Source organism: Streptomyces inhibens, assembly GCF_022221585.1.
GTDB classification, from domain to species: domain Bacteria; phylum Actinomycetota; class Actinomycetes; order Streptomycetales; family Streptomycetaceae; genus Streptomyces; species Streptomyces inhibens.
This window is the reverse complement of record NZ_CP084681.1, coordinates 9,438,591-9,458,350: the sequence shown is the minus strand read 5'-3', so window position 1 is coordinate 9,458,350 and position 19,760 is coordinate 9,438,591. Positions and strand designations below refer to the sequence as shown.

At 67.6% G+C, this 19,760-nt stretch carries 18 protein-coding genes and 3 pseudogenes; 11 read left to right on the top strand and 10 right to left on the bottom strand.

Going from position 1 to position 19,760, the window contains the following annotated elements; all coding sequences use genetic code 11:
• Positions 1-10: 10 nt before the first annotated feature.
• A pseudogene (locus KI385_RS42595) lies at positions 11-1,213 on the bottom strand (transposase); the annotation flags it as partial.
• Between the two features lie 148 nt (positions 1,214-1,361).
• On the opposite strand from KI385_RS42595, the gene KI385_RS42590 reads away from it, so the two are divergent.
• From KI385_RS42590 to KI385_RS42580, 3 genes are all read left to right on the top strand, one after another.
• Positions 1,362-1,817 carry a DUF5946 family protein gene (locus KI385_RS42590; protein ID WP_238577347.1) on the top strand — a complete coding sequence of 152 codons (456 nt, stop codon included), beginning with the start codon at positions 1,362-1,364 and terminating at the stop codon, positions 1,815-1,817.
• Between the two features lie 292 nt (positions 1,818-2,109).
• On the top strand, positions 2,110-2,640 hold the full coding sequence (cpt, locus tag KI385_RS42585) for a chloramphenicol phosphotransferase CPT (protein WP_425357122.1): 531 nt from the start codon (positions 2,110-2,112) through the stop codon (positions 2,638-2,640).
• Between the two features lie 273 nt (positions 2,641-2,913).
• Positions 2,914-3,135, top strand: a complete 222-nt coding sequence (locus tag KI385_RS42580) for a hypothetical protein (protein WP_238577346.1) — start codon at positions 2,914-2,916, stop codon at positions 3,133-3,135.
• Positions 3,136-3,142: 7 nt separating this feature from the next.
• On the opposite strand, the gene KI385_RS42575 is transcribed toward KI385_RS42580, so the two are convergent.
• The 4 genes from KI385_RS42575 to KI385_RS42560 all read right to left on the bottom strand — a co-directional run bounded on the left by KI385_RS42575 (position 3,143) and on the right by KI385_RS42560 (position 5,835).
• Positions 3,143-3,310 (bottom strand): hypothetical protein, encoded by a 168-nt coding sequence (locus tag KI385_RS42575; RefSeq protein ID WP_238577345.1) that lies wholly within the window; start codon positions 3,308-3,310, stop codon positions 3,143-3,145.
• Between the two features lie 115 nt (positions 3,311-3,425).
• Positions 3,426-3,719 (bottom strand): hypothetical protein, encoded by a 294-nt coding sequence (locus tag KI385_RS42570; protein ID WP_238577344.1) that lies wholly within the window; start codon positions 3,717-3,719, stop codon positions 3,426-3,428.
• 185 nt (positions 3,720-3,904) lie between these two features.
• A complete protein-coding gene (locus KI385_RS42565; RefSeq protein WP_238577343.1) occupies positions 3,905-5,164 on the bottom strand; it encodes a sensor histidine kinase in 1,260 nt (419 codons plus the stop codon).
• Positions 5,161-5,835 carry a winged helix-turn-helix domain-containing protein gene (locus KI385_RS42560; RefSeq protein WP_238577342.1) on the bottom strand — a complete coding sequence of 225 codons (675 nt, stop codon included), beginning with the start codon at positions 5,833-5,835 and terminating at the stop codon, positions 5,161-5,163. The genes KI385_RS42565 and KI385_RS42560 overlap by 4 nt, the downstream gene beginning before the upstream one ends.
• Positions 5,836-6,185: 350 nt before the next feature.
• Between KI385_RS42560 and KI385_RS42555 the strand changes: the two genes are divergently transcribed.
• On the top strand, positions 6,186-8,141 hold the full coding sequence (locus KI385_RS42555) for a glycoside hydrolase family 9 protein (protein ID WP_238577341.1): 1,956 nt from the start codon (positions 6,186-6,188) through the stop codon (positions 8,139-8,141).
• Positions 8,142-8,630: 489 nt separating this feature from the next.
• Here the strand turns inward: KI385_RS42555 and KI385_RS42550 are convergent, their stop codons facing one another.
• The gene (locus KI385_RS42550) at positions 8,631-8,831 is read right to left on the bottom strand and encodes a hypothetical protein (RefSeq protein WP_238577340.1); all 201 of its coding nucleotides are present in this window, start codon (positions 8,829-8,831) and stop codon (positions 8,631-8,633) included.
• A 337-nt stretch (positions 8,832-9,168) separates the two neighbouring features.
• Complete coding sequence (locus tag KI385_RS44840; protein ID WP_425357046.1) at positions 9,169-9,390, bottom strand: HNH endonuclease; 222 nt, start codon at positions 9,388-9,390, stop codon at positions 9,169-9,171.
• Positions 9,391-9,408: 18 nt separating this feature from the next.
• Here KI385_RS44840 and KI385_RS42540 point away from each other — a divergent pair, with 18 nt between their 5' ends.
• From KI385_RS42540 to KI385_RS42530, 3 genes and pseudogenes are all read left to right on the top strand, one after another.
• Positions 9,409-9,561, top strand: coding sequence for a hypothetical protein (locus tag KI385_RS42540; protein WP_238577339.1), 153 nt, complete (start codon positions 9,409-9,411; stop codon positions 9,559-9,561).
• A gap of 326 nt (positions 9,562-9,887) precedes the next feature.
• Positions 9,888-10,541, top strand: a complete 654-nt coding sequence (locus KI385_RS42535) for a hypothetical protein (RefSeq protein WP_238577338.1) — start codon at positions 9,888-9,890, stop codon at positions 10,539-10,541.
• Positions 10,542-11,989: 1,448 nt separating this feature from the next.
• Positions 11,990-12,397, top strand: a pseudogene (locus KI385_RS42530) (transposase); the annotation flags it as partial.
• A gap of 230 nt (positions 12,398-12,627) precedes the next feature.
• Here KI385_RS42530 and KI385_RS42525 read toward each other — a convergent pair.
• Positions 12,628-13,631: pseudogene (locus KI385_RS42525) on the bottom strand (IS5 family transposase).
• Between the two features lie 102 nt (positions 13,632-13,733).
• Positions 13,734-14,279, bottom strand: a complete 546-nt coding sequence (locus KI385_RS42520) for a GNAT family N-acetyltransferase (protein ID WP_238577337.1) — start codon at positions 14,277-14,279, stop codon at positions 13,734-13,736.
• A gap of 79 nt (positions 14,280-14,358) precedes the next feature.
• Between KI385_RS42520 and KI385_RS42515 the strand changes: the two genes are divergently transcribed.
• From KI385_RS42515 to KI385_RS42505, 3 genes are all read left to right on the top strand, one after another.
• A protein-coding gene (locus KI385_RS42515) for an IS5 family transposase (RefSeq protein WP_425357045.1) occupies positions 14,359-15,290 on the top strand; the annotation gives its coding sequence in 2 pieces (ribosomal slippage) (positions 14,359-14,694 and positions 14,697-15,290; 930 coding nt in all).
• Between the two features lie 90 nt (positions 15,291-15,380).
• Positions 15,381-15,644 carry a hypothetical protein gene (locus KI385_RS42510; RefSeq protein WP_238577336.1) on the top strand — a complete coding sequence of 88 codons (264 nt, stop codon included), beginning with the start codon at positions 15,381-15,383 and terminating at the stop codon, positions 15,642-15,644.
• Between the two features lie 117 nt (positions 15,645-15,761).
• Positions 15,762-16,016, top strand: coding sequence for a PLD nuclease N-terminal domain-containing protein (locus tag KI385_RS42505; protein ID WP_238577335.1), 255 nt, complete (start codon positions 15,762-15,764; stop codon positions 16,014-16,016).
• Positions 16,017-16,340: 324 nt separating this feature from the next.
• On the opposite strand, the gene KI385_RS42500 is transcribed toward KI385_RS42505, so the two are convergent.
• The gene (locus KI385_RS42500) at positions 16,341-18,350 is read right to left on the bottom strand and encodes an NACHT domain-containing protein (RefSeq protein ID WP_238577334.1); all 2,010 of its coding nucleotides are present in this window, start codon (positions 18,348-18,350) and stop codon (positions 16,341-16,343) included.
• Positions 18,351-18,587: 237 nt separating this feature from the next.
• Between KI385_RS42500 and KI385_RS42495 the strand changes: the two genes are divergently transcribed.
• Complete coding sequence (locus KI385_RS42495; RefSeq protein WP_238577333.1) at positions 18,588-19,448, top strand: 2OG-Fe dioxygenase family protein; 861 nt, start codon at positions 18,588-18,590, stop codon at positions 19,446-19,448.
• Positions 19,449-19,760: the final 312 nt, after the last annotated feature.

Sequence of the window (19,760 nt, the reverse complement as noted above, 5' to 3'; positions counted from 1 at the left end):
CACCGCGTGGAAGGGTACGGACGGGGCGGGCGGCTTGTTCGTATGCGCGCCGTGCCTTTCCGGGTTTCCCGGCGCGTTGGTGGCCGATCCGGGCCACGCCGAGATCGGTCAGGGCCCGGTCGTTGGCAGCGGTGCCGAAGCCGCGGTGGGCGACGACCGTGCCAGGCGGGCGGCCGGTCAGCGTGGTAGCACGCTGCACCGACGGCACCAGCTGCGGTGCATCGGCCGGGTTCCCGCGCTGGACCTGGTGGTCGACGACGAAGCCGCGTTCGTCCTCGGCCACCAGGGCGGTGTAGCCGAACCGGGTCGGGTGCTGGGGCTTGCCCTTGCGGATCGGCCGGACATCGGGATCGGCCAGGGAGATTAACCGGTCGGGGATCGTGCGGTTGCCCGCCAGGCACTGAGCGGGCTGCTCCAGCAGGCGCTGCGTGCCCGCCACCGTCTCGGTCAGATCACCGACCAGATGCGCGAGGCGGCCTGAGGGACCTGTGCGAAGTGCCCGGCGGGCGTTGCGCTCCACAGCGGCCACGTTCCGCAGCGTCGCCCGGGTGAGGGCGGCGACCTCGCCGGTGAGCCGGTCGATCTCGCCCAGGGCCTGGCCGGTGCGTCTGCGCAGAGTGCGGGAGATCTGCTTCCGGCGGGAGCCCGCTGACCGGCTGCCGTTCCTGAATCGGGTGCGCCTGGCGGCGTCGGTGGCCTTGATCCGGCCCACCAGCCGGCCGAGCTTGCGCACCCCGTGCTCCAGAAGGTCGGCGTCAGTGGGGTGGTCGGTGTCGGCTTCGATCACGGTGGTGTCGATACGTAATGTGCAGCACCGCAGCAGCTTGTCCTCGAGCAGTCTGCCCAGCAGCGCGGCATTGAGTTGTTCCACGGTCTGTGGGCCGCTGCGGCGCATGAGTTTGATCAGGGTGGGCGGGTGCGGCACCGGTGAGGTTGACGGGATCCGGCAGAACCGGCGCCAGCTCAGCGAATCCGCTACCTCGCGGCACAACGTCTCGTAGCCGAGGTGGTAGCGGTGCTTGAGATACAGCAGCCGCAGCAGCGTCTCGACCGGTACGATGGTCAGCCGCTCGGTGAACACCGCCCGCCACGGGGCGATGAACCGCTCGCCGTCCAGGAAGGCATCGACACAGGCCAGTTCAGCGGGCAGCTGCCGTGCTTGCTCCGGCAGCACTTCCCACCGGGTGTCCCGCACTGCCTCGACACGCAACATCGCTACCACCCCCGGCCACAACGACCCGCTCTCACTGTCGCAGCCGGCGACAGCCCGCACCAGCTCTCCCCACAGGTCAAGCGAACGGCATCCCGGACTTCTTCAGGAGCAAGTAGCTACGCTGTACTTCGAGGATCAAGGAGAAGGCATGGAACCCTGCGCGGAGTGCGGTGCGCCGATGGACCCGCGATCCTGTGACGAGCTGTTCCACACCTTGCTCGCGTTGGACCATTCACGGCAGGCACCGTGGGGGCCGCTGCACGGCGTCGCAGTCTCTTGCTTCCTGCTCCAACACCCCAGTCGGCTTCCCGCCGATGACGGCGCGATGGCTTGGGCGCTCCTGTGCGCCTACCTCGAAGGCGGCCTCGATGAAGCGAACCAGCTCGTCGGTCAGGCTCGTCGTGGCAACTCCCATCGTGTGAAGGGCGGGCCTTCACGAGTCGTCCGGAACGCGCCGCTGACGCACCGGGACGCGCCGCGATCGGGTTTCTCCGTCACGATCGAAGACGTCGCCGTCGACGGGACCTTCCCCTCCGCGGAGTTCACAGAACGCGTCAAGGCTTGGGCCGCCGCGACGGTCGACGCGTGGAGCCGCGGCACGTGATCAAAAAGACCGTGGGCCCGCCGAAGAGCGGGCCCACGGCATTCCTGGTTCGTTCGGCCTGTCCACGACCGCGCGCACCGACGACGCTGGGTCCGCCTGGCGCCGACGTCACCAAGCCCGCACACGCCGCAGCCTTTACCGCCGTCAAGCCGCCCTTCAGCCATGAAGATCGCATCTACGGCTGGAGTACCGGTGCTCTGACCGGGACAGTTCACCGGGTTGTGGCAGGCGGTGCAGGGTTCGCGGAAATTCGTTTCGAGCGTTGCCGCGGGGCCTCTACTGTGGCGCGGTGATGACTCAGGTGATCGTTCTCAACGGTGGTTCCAGTTCGGGGAAGTCCGGGATCGTTCGGTGTCTGCAGGCAGTCCTGCCGGATCCGTGGCTGGCCCTTGGGACAGACACGCTGGTTGAGGCGATGCCGGCCTCCATGCAGGCGTCGGATGGCGGGATCGAGTTCGCTCCGGACGGAGAGGTGATCGTCGGGCCGGAGTTCCGGACGCTGGAAGCGGCATGGATCGAGGGGGTCGCCGCGATGGCCCGTGCGGGCGCCCGGGTCATCGTCGATGAGGTCTTCCTCGGCGGAGCGGGCTCACAGCAGCGATGGCAGAAAGCTTTGGGCGAACTGCGGGTGCTGTGGGTCGGCGTCAGGTGTGACGGTGTGGTTGCCGCAGGCCGTGAGGTCGCACGAGGCGATCGGGTCACCGGGATGGCCGCGTCCCAGGCGGATGTGGTTCACCAGGGCGTGGCCTATGACCTGGAGGTGGACACCGCGCATGCCGAGTCGATGGAGTGCGCACGAACTATCGCCGTACATGTCAAGTGATCGACGGCCCGGCTGTCTGCCGCTGTGACCGCAGCGCCGGGACGAGTCGGGCTGCGGTGGTGAGGGGGCGTCCGCCCCAATGGATTCCCTTCTCGCTGTGGATGCGGGCGCGCTCCCTGCGTTGGGCTGCGAGGACGTCGGGGTGGCGGGCGTTGGTGTTGGTTGGCCCGGGGGTTGGCGGAGACGACGACGAAGGCGTAAGCCGACGCTGTCGTGCTGTTCCTGGTGTGGTGCGCGAGCACCAGGCGGGAGTGGCGGACCGCCGCTCGGGACATGGGGCTGTTCATGCTGTGGCTGAAGTGGACCCTGGGAAACAGCGGTCAGCGGCGGGTGGTGGGGCCCGGCCCGGGTGTGAAGCCGGTCCGGGGTGAGAACCGGATCAACAAGGTGCTGACTGCCGTCCGGATGTTCCTGGTGCACGCGGTGGTGAACAAGGCCGCGCCGGGCCCGCACCCTCAAGTCCGGGCGCTGATCAGCGTTTTGATGCTGTTTTGATGCCCCTTTAGCGCGGATCGTCGTCCGTCTCCAGCAGGTGGACGGCTGCCGTGGGCATCAACCAGTAATCCGTGACCGATTCCTGCGCCAGGAGGCGTGCGACCGTGAGCCGGTACGCCAGCACGACCTCACCGCTGTCCAGCTCGACCTCGACCAGATGGCTCCGCCCGCTCACCACAGCCCCCCGCTGTTCCTCGGTCCGTTCGAGTGGTGGCGTGACTATATCCCCGCGGTCGCTACGGCATCGGAGGGCAACACGCTTGTTCTGCACGGGAGTTGGCGAGCTCGTCTCATCGCGGCCGACCGGTGGCATCGTGCGCTTGCCGCACGGAGGCCAGAACTCGGTCGGCGAGTTCGGGGAGGGCTGCCCGTACCGGCTCGCTCAGGCCGGTGCCCAGTGCGGTGTCGGCCGCTTCCACGGCGTGCACGACGAGCGTGCGCGGCAGCCGGTCGAGGGCTTCGTCCAGGACGGGGCACTCCCCCGGCCCCAGGGCGTGGGTGCTCGCCGTCCCGCTGGAGGGATCGGCGGCCTGGGCGTCCGACCTGGCCTCCTCGGTGATGTCGATGCCGACCGGGCACCACACGATGCAGCGCCCGCAGCCGACGCAGCCGCCGGGTCCGCCGGGCGGGCGGACACCCCGGCGAGGGTCGCGGCACCTTCCGCCCCCGGGCGGCGATCAACGCTGGCGGGCTGATTCACCGTGCCCGGTGCTGCATGAGATGAAGGTGAGACGGCCTGGCGAGGGCGGCCGGGCCTCGCCAGGGTGCGTCAGCCGCTCTTGCGCTCCGGCAGCAGCAGCTCTGCCAGTGCCCCGCCACCGGGGGCCTGGGAAAGCCGGGCGGTGCCGCCGTGGAGCTCGGCCACCCAGCGGACGATGGCAAGACCGGTGCCGGTGCCGGTGCTCGCGGCTCCGGTGACGCGCCGCTCGAAGATCCGGGTACGGTCCTCGGGCGGCACGCCGGGGCCGTGGTCCCGTACAGCGACCCGGCCGGCGGCGACCGTCACTTCGACCGGAGTGCCGCCGCCGTGTCGTAGGGCGTTCTCCACGAGGTTGCGGACCGCGTGGGCCAACAGTTCGGGATCCCCGTCGGCGATGACGGCCTCGGTGGTGACCGTGACGCCGGTGGGGTCCGGCAGTTCCTCGATGGTCTGCTCGACCAGCTGGTCCAGGCGTAGCGGGGTGAGCTCGACTTCCTGGGTGCCGGCTTCCACCCGGGCTCGGGCCAGCAGCCCGGTGACGAGGCGGCCCAGCCGGTCGACCAGCCGGACTGCCTCGTCCAGGGCGGCGGGGGCCCGGCCTGGCGAGGCGTTGCCGTTCTCCATCACCAGGCGCAAGGTGGCCAGTGGCGTGCGCAGTTCGTGGGCGGCTTCCGCGAGGAACTGCTCTTGCTGCTCAAGTCCCTGTAGGGCGGGGCGCATTGAGCGCCCGGTCAGTAGGTGGCCCACTGAGGCTGCCGCCAGCACGAGCGTGGCGCAGCCCAGGGCCAGCCACTGGATCAGCCGCTTGTGGTCCGCCTGGCCGCGTGCTGGGTCGGCTCCGACCAGTACGGTGGCGCCGATCCTGTCGTTGTCCCAGACCGGGGCTGCGGCCCAGTGGTACTCGCGCCCGTTGGCGGCGGTGGTGGTGACCAGGGTGGTTTCCTGGTCGTGTTGGACTTCCTGCCAGATCTCGTCGAGTTCTGCCTTGGCGGGCAGGGTGGCGTGGGAGGGGTACGCGTAGCGGATCCGCGGTCCGGCGTTCGGGGGTGCCTGGAGAATGCCGAGTGCCTCGGCGCTGCGGGCGAGTTCGTCCTCGTGCAGCGAGTCGAGGCGCAGAGTGCCGTCCGCGTCGTAGAAGAACGTGCGGGCGAGGCCGTCGGCGCGGTGGCTGACGGCGTTGTCGAGATCGTTGGTGCGCGAGTGGCTGTCGGTGCGGACGGCGATGGTGGCAAGCACCAGCAGGCAGGCGGCAGTCGTCGCGGCGAAGAGCAGGGTCATCACCCACCGGGCGCGGTGCAGCCGCGCGGCGGCGGGGGTACGCGACTTCACAGGCCCGTGGCCGGGTCGGCGAGGCGGTACCCGGCGCCGCGCACCGTCAAGATGAGCTCGGGTGGTCCCAGTCGGCGGCGCAGCTGGCCTATGAGGACGTCGACGACATTCGAGAGCGGTTCGGCCTGTTCGTCCCAGCAGTGTTCAATGAGTTCGCTGCGGCTGACCACCTCGTCGGCACGCAGCATCAGGACCTCCAGGACCGCGAACTCCTTCGCGGTCAGCGTGAGCAGCACGCCGCCTCGCCGCACCCGGCGGCGGGGAAGGTCGAGCTCCAGGTCGCCGACTCGCAGCTCGGGCAGCCGTGCGGGCTGGCCGCGGCGGCACAGGGTGCGCACCCGGGCGTTGAGCTCGGCAAACGCGAAAGGCTTGACGAGGTAGTCGTCGGCGCCGTGCTCGAAGCCGGCCACCCGGTCGGTGACGGCGTCAAGCGCGGTGAGCAGAAGGATCGGGAGGGTGGAGCCCGCCTTGCGCTGAGCGGCAAGGAGAGTGAGCGCGTCCCCGTCGGGCAGAGTTCGGTCGGCGATCAGGCAGTCGTAGGCGTTGACGGCGAGTTTGCAGTCGGCCTCGGCGAGATCGCCGGCGAAGTCGACGGCGAAGCCTGCCTCGCGCAGGCCTCTGGTGATCGCTGGGCCAAGCTCTGGGTCGTCCTCGAGGACCAGTACGCGCATGATCGGGGAGCCTACGTGGTCGGAAAATCGCGAAGACCTCGGTGGTCATGGTGTTGAGAGTTCATTGTGCCGCTTTGCCGGACCCGGGCATCCCCGAAGCGGATCGGTGGTTGCCGGAGCGCTCGGCGAGCCGTCGAGGCCCAGGACAACGGCGGCGATCACCGGGAGCTGGGTGAGGCGCGGGGACGCGAGCCGAATGACGCACCGGCCCCGGGCGGCCTCGCTCGACCGACGTTGAAGCACCACAGTGCCGTCGAAAACGGCTTCACGAGCGTCGACTTGGCGTGGGAGCGCCGGGTGCCGTCGTCTTCCTCATCATCACCTCATGAAGCCGCTGGCAGTCTGCGGGCATGGCAAAAAAACGTACCCGCGTCATCGGCCTGACCGCTGCCGGCGCGGCAACCACCGTGCTTGCGGTCTACTGCGTCCAGTCCGCCCAGGGAGCGGGCGGACTGGATACAGCACCCCGCGCCGTGGTGCGCGTCGACCAGGTCGGCTACACGCCCGGTGAGGCCAAGCAGGCCTACCTCATGACCTCAGCTTCTGCGTCCCAGGCGTCCTTCCGGGTGCGGGACACCTCTGGGAAAGAAGTGCTCAGCGGCAGGGTCGAGGCCTCCACAGGAGGGTGGAACAACACCTACAAGGCCGTTCACACCCTGAACCTGTCCCGCCTCACCGAGCCCGGCGACTACCGGGTGGAGGTGTCAGGGCCCGTGACCGCGACCTCCCCGCAGTTCCACATCGCGCCCGCAGACGAACTGTTCGGCAAGATCATCCAGGACAACGTCCGCTTCTTCCAGGCCCAGCGCGACGGAGGCGACGTTGTTCCCACCGAACTGCGACGCAAGCCCTCCCACCTGGCGGACCGCCAGGCCACCGTGTACGACACCCCTGTCTACGACGCCGACGAGACCGTGCTGCAGGCGCCCCTCAAGCCGGTCGAGGGCCCGGTGGATGTCTCAGGCGGCTGGAACGATGCCGGTGACTTCCTCAAGTTCACGCACACCGCCTCCTACTCCACCGCGAGTCTGCTGCTCGCGCAGCGGACCACGCCCGTCGGCGGGAAGGAACTGGCGGCCGAGGCCCGCCACGGGCTGGACTGGCTCGACAAGATGTGGGACGACGAGTCCCGCACCCTCTACGTCCAGGTCGGCCTCGGCAAGGGCGACACGGACGACGGCAGCGGCAAGATCCGCTCCGATCACGACGTCTGGCGCCTGCCCGAGGCCGACGACGCCCTCAACGTCAAGCCCGGCGATCCGAACTACCTGATCAAGCACCGGCCGGTCTTGCGAGCGGCACCCCCCGGCAAGCCGATCAGCCCCAACCTCGCAGGGCGCGTCGCCGCGACCTTCGCCCTGGCCGCCCAGCTGGACGCGGCAGACAACCCGGACCGGGCACACGCGGAGCTGGAGAAGGCCGCACACATCTACGAACTCGCCAACACGGACCCCGGTGACCAGCTGGTCACCGCCTTCCCCCACGGGTTCTATCCCGAGGCGTCCTGGCAGGACGACATGGAGTTCGGCGCCAGCGAGCTGGCCCTCGCCGGCCGGGCCCTCGACGACAACCGGTCAGCCGGCTGGATCAAACAGGCCGGCCACTGGGCCACGCAGTACCTCGCCTCGGACAACCTCGGCACCCTTGGACTCGGCGACGTCAGCGCACTCGCGCACGCCGACCTCGCCAAGCTGCTCAACTCCGACGCCCCGAGCACCGAGGTGACCCGCAGCCGGCTCATCGCCGACCTCAAGCGGCAGCTCGATGACGGCAGCTCCCGCGCGGCCGGCGACCCGTTCCGAGCCGGTGCTCTCTACACCGACTTCGACTCCGTGCCCCACACCTTCGGTCTGGCCGCCACCGCCCAGCTGTATCACCGCGTGACCGGAGACTCCCGCTACGACGCCTTCGCCACCCAACAGCGCAACTGGACGCTGGGCGCCAACGCGTGGGGCTCCTCCTTCGTCATCGGGGCCGGCACCACTTTCCCGCACTGCCCCGAGCACCAGGCCGCCAACCTCGCCGGTGACCTCAACGGCGAAGGTGACATCCTGCTGGGCGGTGTCGTCAACGGCCCCAACGCTGCAGACAAGCTCAAGGACCTCAACTCCTTCCCCACCATGCGCAAGTGCCCGACGGACCAGGGCAACCCCTTCGAGGCTTTCGACGGCCGCGGCAGCGGCTACATGGACCACGTAGGAGCCTGGCAGACGGTCGAATCCGCAGACGACTTCACCGCCACCGCCCTGCTCTCCTTCACCCTCTCCGCCTCCACCCCCAAGGACGCCGAGACAAACGCCGGTTGACGACAACGGTGGGCGACAACGGTGGGCGATGCGATGCCCTGACTGCTTGGAGCTGAACGACTGCAGCGCATCCCGGTGAGTCTGTACCACCGTCCCTTGCAGACTGTTGTCTTCCAGAAGGTGCCTGCACCAGCTCAGGCGTCTGGCTTCCTGCCTCCCACGTCCCTGAATAGCGCAACAGATCTGGCTCCCTGCAACCAAGCGGGGAGCCAGAACGCATGCGTTATGTGTGCAAGGCGGGGACAGGCCCTGAACACACGGAGGCATCCGCAAGATTCGCCCACGACGGCACCGGGCCCCAGCGCAGCGGCCGCAACTGCCGGGTGACCCCCGTTGTGACGGCTTCCCAGATCCCGACGGAGCTACGACCGGCGCCCCGAGGGCCAGGTCGAGCTGGTTGTTCAGGTCGACCTCGAACCGGCCCTGGGACGGGCCGCCGGTCAAGGTCCTCGGTCAGCGCTGGCGCCATGTCGCGGCGAGCCGGGGAGGTCAGTCGCTTTCGCGGAGGGCTTGGAGCTGGGCACGGGTGACAGTGAAGGGAGGGACGCCCCCCTTCCATCCTTCCTGCGTGGCGCGCGCCAGCCCGGTCGGCGGCATGTTGCAGTCGTATCCAGGGGCGGCGTTGGTGATGTCGTCCAGCAGGAGGGCGATCAATCGGGCCAGCGCGATGGGCCCCGCCGCCGTAACCATAGGTGTAGCTGGCGCCTACCTGCGGTGCCAGGAAGACCGTGCCGTCCTCGGTGCGGACCCACACCGAACGCTTCACCACGGTCAGAGCGGCAAGCGGCAAGCGGCGAGCGGGCGGGCAGCCGCTGCGGGCCGCTCGTGGTTGTAGTGGTTCAGGAAGTCGGCCAGTGCCGACCGGCGTTCACGTTCGGAGGTGTGGTCGCGGAGGTACGCCCACTCCCTGGCAAGGGTCCCGGTAGGGTCGGCCGAGCGGCGAGGTCCCTGCTGAGCAGGGCCTTTTCCCCTCGGCCTCCCTCCGAACCGGACAGGCCCGATTTCCGAGCATCCGGCTCTCCAGTGACTACTGCGTGAGCGTCGTGTTCGATTTCCCCGTGTGGATGCGCTCGTGGCAGGCGCCGCAGGCCACGAGGGCCTTGCGCCGGCGCTTGGCCATGAGTTTCTTCCCATCGGGGGATGGCGAGACCAGTCGGCCAAGGTCGTTGAGTGACCTGATGTGGTGAACCTCCACCTCGCCAGCCCGCTCGCAAACCTCGCACCGATTTCCCTGGAGTCGACCGATCAACTCCTTGTGGGCATAACCGTGACACCCACAACGGGCAGCGGCGCCCGTAAGACCCCTTATACCCAAGCCCGCCCCACCCAGCGCTACAACCGCCGCAACGAACTCCTCGACGACTCCCCCGGCTACCCCCTGGCCGCCTCCCTGGCTGACGCACTCGATCCGGCACTTTAGTGCGCCAATGAGGTATAGGTACGCGAGATTGGGCCGGCCAGCCAAGACTTGGGAGCCGACTTGCTCCTCGAAAGCGCTTTGGGGCGTCAGCTTCGTACGTCAGTCAGGTGAACGTCGGCGCGGCGGTGCAACATTTCGGCCAGGGGTGGTACAGGAGGCATGTGAGCTCCCAACCGCCGATCGGCCCGCCCAGCGGCCCCCTACACGGGGAACCGCCGGCCAGTCAGCCGCCCCCTTGGCAGCCCCGGCAGCAGCCCCCTCGGCGGCCCCGGTGGCGCACTCCACTTGTACTCATCGGTGCGGTCGTTGCCGTTGTTGTGATTGCGGTGGTCCTCGCCTTCGCGTTCAGCGGCGGCAAAGACGAGGGTGAACCTTCGGGTACCCCTGCCAAGGTTCCGAGCGTCAGTTCATCTGCAGCAGCTACCGATCTCGCGGAACGCGTGACACTGACACCCAAGGATTGGGGTAGTACGTTTGTTCGAGATTCCCCATATCAGAGTACCGGTTTGACTTGGCCAGCGGTCGACCAAGACTGCAAAGTCACGCAGGAGTCGCCGGTTGGCGCACTCGCTGCGCTTTCACGCAACGCCAAAGAACCAGATGGCACGGCGTTTTCCGGCTCTTCATTCATCACCTATAAAGGAGCGGACTTTGCCAAGCGCGGCATTGCCCGGCAGCGCGAGCCCCTGCAGAGATGCCCGAAAATGAGCGATGCGGGAAGCAAGTTGCAGTACGATAAAGTCCACGAAGTCGCCTTTGCTGAGCTGAAGGGTTTTGATGACTTGGTGGCCGAGGAAGGTCACATCAGCGTCGATACCGATGGCAAGAAGGCAGACGCCGAATACACGCTTCTCACGGGCCTCAAAGGACAGTTCCTACTGCAGTCATACATTAACCGCGCCTCTGGGTCCCAGGAGAAGAACCGCGACGATGCCGTCAATGCCCTCTCGCTCATGCTGAGCCGCCTCAAGAACAGTTGACTTCATTCACCTGCCATGGCCTCGCCAAGCCGAGAGCGGCTACTGCAGACGTCACATCCTGATCTGGGCGACGAGTGCAGTGCACCGGCGCTACCTCCGCCTTGTGTGCTGTGGTCGGGGTGCTCGCCAGCCTTCTCCCGCTGGGCCTCGGGCCGCGAGACCGGCACACTGCTCCCCTGTCGCTGCCAAGACGCGAGCCGTCTCGGTCCTGGTGATAACCGCGTTATCACCAGGACCGACAACAGATGGTCGCCAGGGAATAGAGCAGAGAGACAGGGGCCACAGCATGGCTCAGAGCTCCATCGAGAAGCGCCGACAGCATGCACCCGTGGGGCGCATTCGAGGCCCGGTGGCGGACAGCACTGGCTGACCTGCGATGGTGTGCGCCATGGACTCTGAGCCGAGCACCGGTCCCGCCCGCCACTACGACCGGGGAGGATGGCTGGCTCAGTTCACTGGCCACGTGCTTGTGGTCTGTCCTCGTTGCGGCGGTTGCGCACTCGTCCTCCCCCGGCCTGGCCTCCCTGAGCCCAACGCCTTCGAGCTGCTGTTCCAGCCACGCCGCCTGGCCTGCCGAGGGTGTGGTGCCGTCACCGATTGGGAGCCGGAGGTCCGAGATGGCGGGCTGGTCGCAGCGAGTCCGGGCGGGACAGAGGATCCGTTCTTCCGAAGGCCGCTGTGGCTGCAGACCCGCTGTGCCGGCCAGATCCTGTGGGCCTACAACGAAGAGCACGTCAACGAACTGTCGGCCTATGTCGGCGCCACATTGCGCGAGCACGGGGCGAGTCCGACGAGGGCGATGCTCACGCGGCTGCCACGGTGGATGAAGAGGTCTGACAACCGCTCTGATGTCCTGGCCGGCCTGGAGACGCTGCGCGTTCTGGCCAAGCGGTCAGCTCCCGCCGATCGGTCCGATGCCGCACATGAGCGTGGCGACCGCCCTCGGCCCTATAGGGCCCTGTATTTCCGGGGCGGTCCATACGAGAGCACATCCTGAAGCATTGCTCGCAGCCGACCGCTGTCATCGAATCGAGTCGTTTGGCAGCGAGCCCACACGATGTGACGCCCCGGCCAATCTGCCTGTTCTGGATGCTGATCACCATCATGACCCGGCGGCTCGCCCGGGGCAGCCAGCTCGCACCGACAGCTGGCAAGAGGCAACACCCGAGAGGGCGAACGGTTCACGGCCGTCATCCCGGCTGACCGAAGCCGAACCGGGCATAGCGCGGACTTCCCCGGCTCACCACGTGTGCACACAGCGCGCGGCCCTGGCTGGCGACGCGCCGCGCAGCAGGTTTCAGACGGAACGGACAGATGCGCGATCAGTCGCGATCGTGGTGGACGGCGGTGATCTGGGAATGGTGCCGAGCGGACGGCGGACGTCGGAGAGATCGTTGCTCCACGGTCGCAGCGCGTTCGCTTCGCGGTCGTCCGCGGCCGTGCGGCGTCGGCACCGCGCCGAGGTGTCTGCCCGTCGGGTGGGCGGGCTGACGACGAAGATCCACCTGGCCGGTGAGGGCGGACTGCGGCCGTTGGCCATGCTGATTACGCCCGGACAATGGGGTGACGCCCCGGAGATGATCCCGGTCCTGGAACACATCCGCGTGCCCCGTCCGGCTGGCGGCCATCCCCGCACCCGGCCGGACCACCTCAGCGGTGACAAAGCGTACTCATCTCGCCGCAACCGCGGCTATCTGCGGCGTCGGCAGATCAAGCACACCATCCCCGAGCGCCGCGATCAGCAGGCCCACCGCCAACGCCGCGGCACCCGGGGCGACCGCACCGAGACACTGGCGCGGTGGCAGCGGCGCCTCCTCCAGCACGAGGTGGAGCACGGCGGCGGCAGCCCTCGGTGACCGGGTCGGTATGTCAGCGCTTCGGCGGCGGCTTGATCAGGTAGATCCGGCGGGCCAGATCCAGCGCGGTCAGCAGCACGTTGGCGCCGTTCCAACGGTACTGGCGCTGCTGCCGCCACACGGAGCTGCGCGCCCTGCGCGCCCTGGTACTCAGCCCTCTCCTGCTGCTCACATGCCTCGGCGGGGGCGCGGCCCTTCCCCTCGCCGCTAGGGCCTGTGTGATGTTGTGATCAACCAGTTGGCTTCAGGAGGTCGTTGATCCAGATCATCGAGGCGCGGAGGTGGAGGCCAGCGAGGTAGCTCTCGGGCGTCTTGTCGTATCGAGTCGCGATGCCCCGCCAGGCCTTCAGCTTGTTGATCAGGCGCTCGACGGTATTCCGTTCCTTGTAGAGATCGGCGTTGTGGCGTGTGGGCCGGCCGCCCCGGCTACCTTTCTTCTTCCGGTTGGCGGCTTGGTCCTTCTTCTCCGGGATGACTGCCTTGATGTTACGTTTCCGCAGGTAAGAGCGGTTGGCGCGGGATGAGTAGGCTTTGTCCGCGGCGACAGCGGCAGGCCGGGTCCGGGGACGGCCGACAGGCAGACGGACCCTCACCTTTTGCAGCACGGGGACGAACTGGGGGCTGTCGGCGACCTGTCCTGCGGTCAGGACGAGTGACAACGGACGGCACTTGCAGTCTGCGGCAAGATGAATCTTGCTCGTCAGCCCACCACGGGATCTGCCGAGCTGGGCTTCCTTCAAGCGGAGCTTGCGCCGTCGCCTGATGCGCCGCCGCTCTTCCTGCTCGGGGTCGTCATTGCCGTCCTGCCCGTTCTGTTCTGGCCGGCGGCCCCCTTTTGCCGGGCCCGCTCCTGCTCGGCGGCGGCTTCCTCAAGGGCGTCCATGACCTCCTTGCCGATGCGCATCCCGGCGGCGTCGTGGTGGGCGCGGGCGGCAGTGGAGTCCACACTGACCAGGGACAAGTCCGCCTTCCCCTGGCGGGCGGCCTCGGCGATCACGCCTTCCAGCAGTGCGGTGAAGACACCGGCGTCCCTCCACACCCGAAAGCGGCCGTAGACCGTCGGCCACGGGCCGAACTCATGCGGCATCTCCCGCCACTGGCTGCTGGTGCGGAACCGCCAGATCACCCCCTCGAACTGCTCCCGCAGCCGCCCGGGGTACGGGCCGTACTCGCCTATCGGCAGGAACGGCTCGATCAACGTCCACTGCTCGTCGCTGAGTTGGCTACGCGTCACGACCGTCTTCCTACCGGATCCGCCTTCCGGGCGGATCCGGATCGCAAGATTGATCACGACATCACACAGGCCCTAGTGCGGTCTTCGGTTCTGTCCGGCCGATCACGAAGGAGTCGACGTCGGCAGGTTCTTCATGAGGACGATGCTGTCGTAATTGGTGACGTCCCACCGCCAAGTGCCGATCGGTGCGTAGCCACGCCGGCGGTACCAGTCGACGAGGTCTGTTGCCTGTGAGGAGGTATCGATGACGACCTGCCTCGATCCGAGAGCAGCGATCCGTGACTCTGCCAGAGCCAGCAGCCGCTGTCCGAGGCCAGTGCCTCTTTGTGATGGCTCGACAGCCAGTTGCCAGAACGAGCCGCCTCCTGCCGGCGCAGGGTATCCAGCCGGAGTGGCGTGTGGAGCTGACACGGTGACGGTGCCGACCACTGCGTTCCCGTCCATCGCGATCCAGCACTCGCCTTTGCTCAAGCGGTGCTGAGTGTCCTGCGGACTTTGGTAGGAGGCGAAGAAGACCCGCCCGGCAGCGGCGTGGTCTGCGTAGGCGCGGTGGAGCAGGAGAGTCAGCTGCTCAACCGAGTCACCGTTGCGGAAACGCCTGACCTGCACGGTTGCAGACGGACTCACTTCCGTCGAGTTGATGTTCATCCGCGCAGTCAAGCGCACTTTTGGGATCTGTCCAGCTCAGTCATGTGACTTGCCTCTGGGGCGGGGCGTTGCTCTGGGTATGGGGCGGGGTGATCTGACGGAAGCCGAGTGGGAACAGCTACGGCCGTTCCTGCCGGTCAGCAACGGGCGTTGTGGCCGGTGGCGGGATCACCGGCAGGTGATCGACGGGATTCTGCACCGGGTGCAGACCGGTGTGCAGTGGCGTGACCTGCCTGAACGGTTCGGGCCGTGGAAGACCGTCCATGAACGTCACCGGCTGTGGTCGGCGGACGGGACCTGGGAGCGTCTGCTCCAGCAGGTCCAGGCAGCGGCCGACGCGGCGGGTGAGATCGACTGGGACATCTCGGTGGACTCCACCACCGTGCGGGCGCATCAGCACGCGGCCGGGGCCCGCACCGACCCGCCGTCGGCTCCCGCGTCAAAGGGGGCCGAGGCGGCAGAACACCAGGACGAAACCGCATGGCAGATCCTGCACGCCCGCCTGGTGGAGGTGGTGCGGGAGGTGAAGGCCTGGGCCGCTCGCGCGGCGGGTTCACCACCAAGCTCCACCTGAGCGCGGACGGCCGCTGCCGCCCGCTGTCTTTGATCGTCACCCCAGGTCAGCGGGCGGACTGCACCCAGTTCAATCCGGTCCTGGAGAAGATCCGCGTCCCGAAACTCGGGCCTGGCCGACCGCGCAAGAAGCCCGGCAGCCTCGCCGCCGACAAGGCCTACAGCAACGGACCCTGCCGCCAGTACCTGCGACGCCGGGGCATCCGCCACATCATCCCGGAGAAGACCGACAGCCAGGCAGCCCGCCTGCACAAAGGCGCACACGGCGGACGGCCACCCGGCTTCGACGAAGACCGGTACAAGAAGCGCAACACCGTCGAACGAGCGATCAACCGACTCAAGCAGCAGCGCGCTGTCGCCACTCGGTACGACAAACGCGGCTACGTCTACCTCGGCACCGCAACCGCAGCCGCCCTCGTCATCTGGCTCCGAACGTGACCGCCCGGACAAGTCCTCGCCGGCGCCACCGCTTCCGCTGCCAACCCCTCCGCGCTGACCGAGATCGCGGGCCGGGTGCACTTTCAGGAGGTGGCGTACAGCCTCGCGGCCGACCCGGTGGCCGGACTCGTTCTGCTGCTGCCGCCGACGCTCTGCCTGGCCCTGATCGGCGCCTGCGTGAGGGGCATCCGCCGCCACCCCCAGGGCCTGGGCCTCCACGAAACCCTCTCCGGCATCCGCAACCATGCCCTCCCCCACACCCGAGCACGCACCGGCCCGGACGCGCCCGAGCCGGCCGATCCACAGGTACCGGCACCGGTGGCTGCGGCCGATGGCTCCCGCACAGGCGGGTAACCGCCTCTCACCTCCACCCACACACCTGGTGCGCCACACGCCCCAACCACCGGTCACCACACGTCCAGCCCGACCGACGAACTCTGGGAATCCCCCCAGCAATAAGAGGAGAGAACGATGCAGGCACAGCTCGCACACCAGATGGCCCTTGCCCCTACGGGCGACATCATGATCGCCTGCGCAGGAGCTGCTGTGGTCCTGGGCGCTCTCGCGTTTTTCTTCGGCGCTCTGCTCAGCATCGTCAGGTCCGACCTCACCGGCGGGATGAAGCTGGTCTGGGTCGTCTTCGCCTTGATGGCCCCCTTCTTCGGGTGCCTGCTCTGGTTCCTCGTCGGTCGCCGTGACGCCCAGCGTCGGGCAGGCATCGCCTGATTCCAAGAGCGGGGTGGCCGAGGAGGGCGTTGATGCGTGCGGCGGCCAGGAGAGTGTCGGTCGGGGCCTGAGTGGAGTTGCGGGCGATGGTCAGGGCGTGGTCGGTGGCGGCCGCGTCGGGGTTGCGGTGGGGGCGGGGTGATGCACGAGCACGCCTGTCTGCCGCAACCCAGTCTCAGAGAGTGCGTCGGCCTCCTCAATCGGCGTTTCGCCGCCCTGCGGGAGTAACCGGTAGCGCGCGATGGTGCCGCAATGTCGATCAGATGCCGCGCCAGTTTTGGGTGGAGTCTCGGGTGAGGCGTATGGGGTGACGTGTCGGCACGTTCACCGGGCCGACGGCCCGGCAGGTGCCGAGCCATTCACGGCACGGGCGTGCAGGGCCGCGAAGTGGTCGAGGAACAGGCCGTGAACGAACATGTAGCCGCCGCCGACCCGGCGGAGCCGGATACGGTCGCTCGCGTACTGCAGGAACCGCACCCACCTCAGCGGGATGCGGCCCTGTAGCGCCAGCATCACCCGCAGGGTGTAGTGGTGCAGCCAGGCACGTCCTCCGGTGTGCAACGCCGTCAGAACAAACACGGAAATGCCGCACGTCAGCCCATCGATCAAGCCGAACAGCAACGTCATTCGTGCCCCGAACGCCACTCCTGCCAGGATGCCGATGGCCGTTCCTCCGGGCAGACCGACGGCGACAGCGTTCATCAGAGAGCGGCGCATTCCTTCGTTCGGACTGATGCGGGCCTCTCGAAGCTGCGGCGACACCCCACCGACCACCACATAGAAGGTGATCGGCAAGACCATGAAGAAGGCCGCAAAGACCACGGTGGTGGTCAGGCCCCACACGTGCATGATGGTCCCAACGATGGCTGAGAGCGCGACGCCCCAGGGCAGGGCCGAGCGCAGTTGCCGGCCGGCGTTCTGCCGCAGGGAGTGCAACGACCAAGAGATGATCTCGGCTGGACGGATCGCTCTGTCGAACGCAAAGACGCAGACCAGCCCCCCGATCGCTGCACCTGTGAGCCAGCCCGTCGACATGCCCGCCACATAGACGTCGTTCCCCAAGCCGAAGAGCCTGGCACCGAGGGTGTTGGCGTGGTCGATTGCGTACCCGGTCGCCAGAGCCATCGCCACCCCGAGGAGAAGAGGGGAGAAGCATGCCGTCATGATCCTCAGCAGCGGGCTCGACAACCACATAGGCTGCGTCCACTCCACGTGGAACACAGTCTGGTCGTCCTGGCTCATCTGATGCGCGAGTTCACCGAGCCAGCGGACGACGCGTTCGTCATCGTAGGCACGGCCGGTCGGCCTGCGGCGCAGCGTGTGCTGGATATAGCTGTCGATCAGGTGTGAACGTCGGTCCGCAACCCGGCCTTCGGCCTCCAGTTCCTCTGCGGACAAGCCCCGATAGACCAGGGAGGCCACATTCAGCAGCAGCGGAGAGGAGAGCAGTGACAGCAGCTGATCGTCATGCTCAATAGCCGTGTGTAGCCCTGCGAGTTGGGCTCCGGCGCCGGCGAGGTGGGTGAGTACCTGGCTTTGCGTCAGGTCCTGAATCAGGACAGCCCTGTTCAGGCGGAGCCGCGAGCCGATGGCATCGTAGTCCGCGACCCGCGAGCAGACGACGATTTGCAGAGGGCCGTTCGCGCCGAGGAAGTCATTGATCGCCCTGACGCAGCCGTCGCGGCGGTCGACTCTGACCTCGTCGAGACCGTCCAGAAGGGGCAGGATCATCTCGTCGTGGAGCCACTGCCGGGCCAGTTTTCGCGGAACGGTGTACCGGCGATGCAGCTCGTCCTCGAGCCATTGGTCGAGCGGACTTTCGGACTTCCCCCACGAGGAGAGGTTGAAGACGACGGGCATCGGCTGTTCGCAGTCAGACTGCGCCCGCTGAAGCAGCTCCGCGGCTATCTCAAGCAATAACGTCGTCTTGCCGGACCCGGGCATGCCAAGGATCAGCAGGGAGCCTCCGGACTGGTCGAAAACATCGATGGCGGATGTTCCCGGCGGAAGTGCACGCGGCCGGTCCGGATCGTCGTACACCACTACGTTCCACGGGCGCTCGACAGCGTCCGAGCGGGTCTCCAGCCCCAGCTCGAGCCTCGTCACCACCTCCAGCGACTGGTTCAGGACCCCGTCGATCCAAAAGTCCCGCTGGCGCTGGAGCATCAGTCTCCGGTGCTGCTGCTGAACCGGAGCATCGGGTGCGGGATCCTCCTGCGGCTCGATCCATGCCTGCCATGCCGCGACCCCGAGACACAGCAGTGCCGTGATGCTGAAGGCGGCCCAGGCGAGCGCGGAGTTCTTCACCAGCCAGTCCGGCAGTTGATCGGGCACGAGCTCGGTGGCAACCCCCGAGCTGGCACTGGCGCAAGCCAGCGCAATCGCAGCTACAACCCTCGTCCTGCGCGCGGCCACGACAGGCCTACCTGGTGTCCGGCATGTCGAACATCCCCCAGAAGGTACGGTGCCGGGGAGCGGAGAGGCATGAGCGCCTTCCGATGCCGCCGCGCCAACTTCTACACTTGTATCTCTCGCACTTACAGAGCGTCAATTCCCCAAAGGTGTGACGCCATGGCCATTCGGCGCGATCCGTTTAGCCCGTGCACGGCGATCCCCACGCCACCCTCTGCCGCCGTCGGTGAGCTGTGTCGGAAGCTCGACCGGGACAACGCGTGCATCCTGCCCGGAGAATGGGCTCAGTCGCTGTTGTTGTCCCGGAATCCCCGCTCGCTCTCGGACTGGGACGCGTTCCAGCAGAGCTGGTCCCGAATGCCGCTCGACGGCTTCATGAACGATGGTGGCCGCTACCGGCGCCGCCGATTCTCAACACTGCGCGCATGCGCCTCCAGTTACACCTTCTATGTCAATCCACCCCAGGCCCACTATCAGCATCTCCAGCACAACTGGTTGAACGGCGGATTCCCCCGTTTCTTCGCTCCGGTCCGTGACGAGATCTTGTACAGCCGGACGATGAACAGCCTGTTGGAGCTGGGAGCCGAGGTGTTCGGCCAGCTGTCCCCCGACGACGACTGGCATGTCGAGGTCCACCAGTTCCGCATCACGGCGCAGGGCACCGCGAGCGCCTCACCGACCCCGGAGGGCCGGCACCGTGACGGGGTCAGATTCGTGATGATGGTCCTGGTGCGGCGGGAGAACGTCAGCGGCGGGACGACGATCCTGTACGACCTGGACGATCAACGCCAGGCCGAGGTGGCACTGGGGCATCCGCTGGATCTGGTGCTCGTCAACGACGAGCGTGTCCGGCATGAAGTCACCCCGCTGATCCAGGCCAACTCTCGCCTGCCCGGCCTGCGGGACGTGCTGGTAGTGACGTTCAGTTCCGGATGGCGATCTGCTCCAACTGGGGCGCGGCCACCCGGATGTGGCCCTCGGTGTACAGGGCGATCGAGCGGTCCAGCCGGGCGGCGTTGAAGCACATCTGCGTGACGGCCAACTTCGTCGGATCCACCGTCAGGCGCGGATGGGGGTGATAGCTGAAGGGAAGCACCGTGCCCATGGGGCTTCCGGGAACCTCCTGGTAGCGGACTTCATCCCGATCTCGGACACCAGCAGCCGAACGCCCCAGGAAGTCTCCCCGCCGCTCCCCCACTTCCAGGACGCATGGGCCCACTCCGTCGCCACAACGACGTGTACTTCGCCGATGCGGCCCCGGCCCTGCGTGCAGCCCGTAAAAGAGCGTTGTGTCCCGGCGAGCGTGTTTGGCCGAGTCGGGTTCTTGTCTGC

Bases quoted from the DNA above. Each gene is read 5' to 3' on its own strand.
- KI385_RS42590 (WP_238577347.1), top strand. From the start codon at position 1,362: ATGGAACCCTGCGCGGAGTGCGGTGCGCCGATGGACCCGCGATCCTGT.
- KI385_RS42520 (WP_238577337.1), bottom strand. From the start codon at position 14,279: ATGAACATCAACTCGACGGAAGTGAGTCCGTCTGCAACCGTGCAGGTC.
- KI385_RS42505 (WP_238577335.1), top strand. From the start codon at position 15,762: ATGCAGGCACAGCTCGCACACCAGATGGCCCTTGCCCCTACGGGCGAC.
- cpt (WP_425357122.1), top strand. From the start codon at position 2,110: ATGACTCAGGTGATCGTTCTCAACGGTGGTTCCAGTTCGGGGAAGTCC.
- KI385_RS42550 (WP_238577340.1), bottom strand. From the start codon at position 8,831: ATGGTTACGGCGGCGGGGCCCATCGCGCTGGCCCGATTGATCGCCCTC.
- KI385_RS42560 (WP_238577342.1), bottom strand. From the start codon at position 5,835: ATGCGCGTACTGGTCCTCGAGGACGACCCAGAGCTTGGCCCAGCGATC.
- KI385_RS42495 (WP_238577333.1), top strand. From the start codon at position 18,588: ATGGCCATTCGGCGCGATCCGTTTAGCCCGTGCACGGCGATCCCCACG.
- KI385_RS42580 (WP_238577346.1), top strand. From the start codon at position 2,914: ATGGGGCTGTTCATGCTGTGGCTGAAGTGGACCCTGGGAAACAGCGGT.
- KI385_RS42555 (WP_238577341.1), top strand. From the start codon at position 6,186: ATGGCAAAAAAACGTACCCGCGTCATCGGCCTGACCGCTGCCGGCGCG.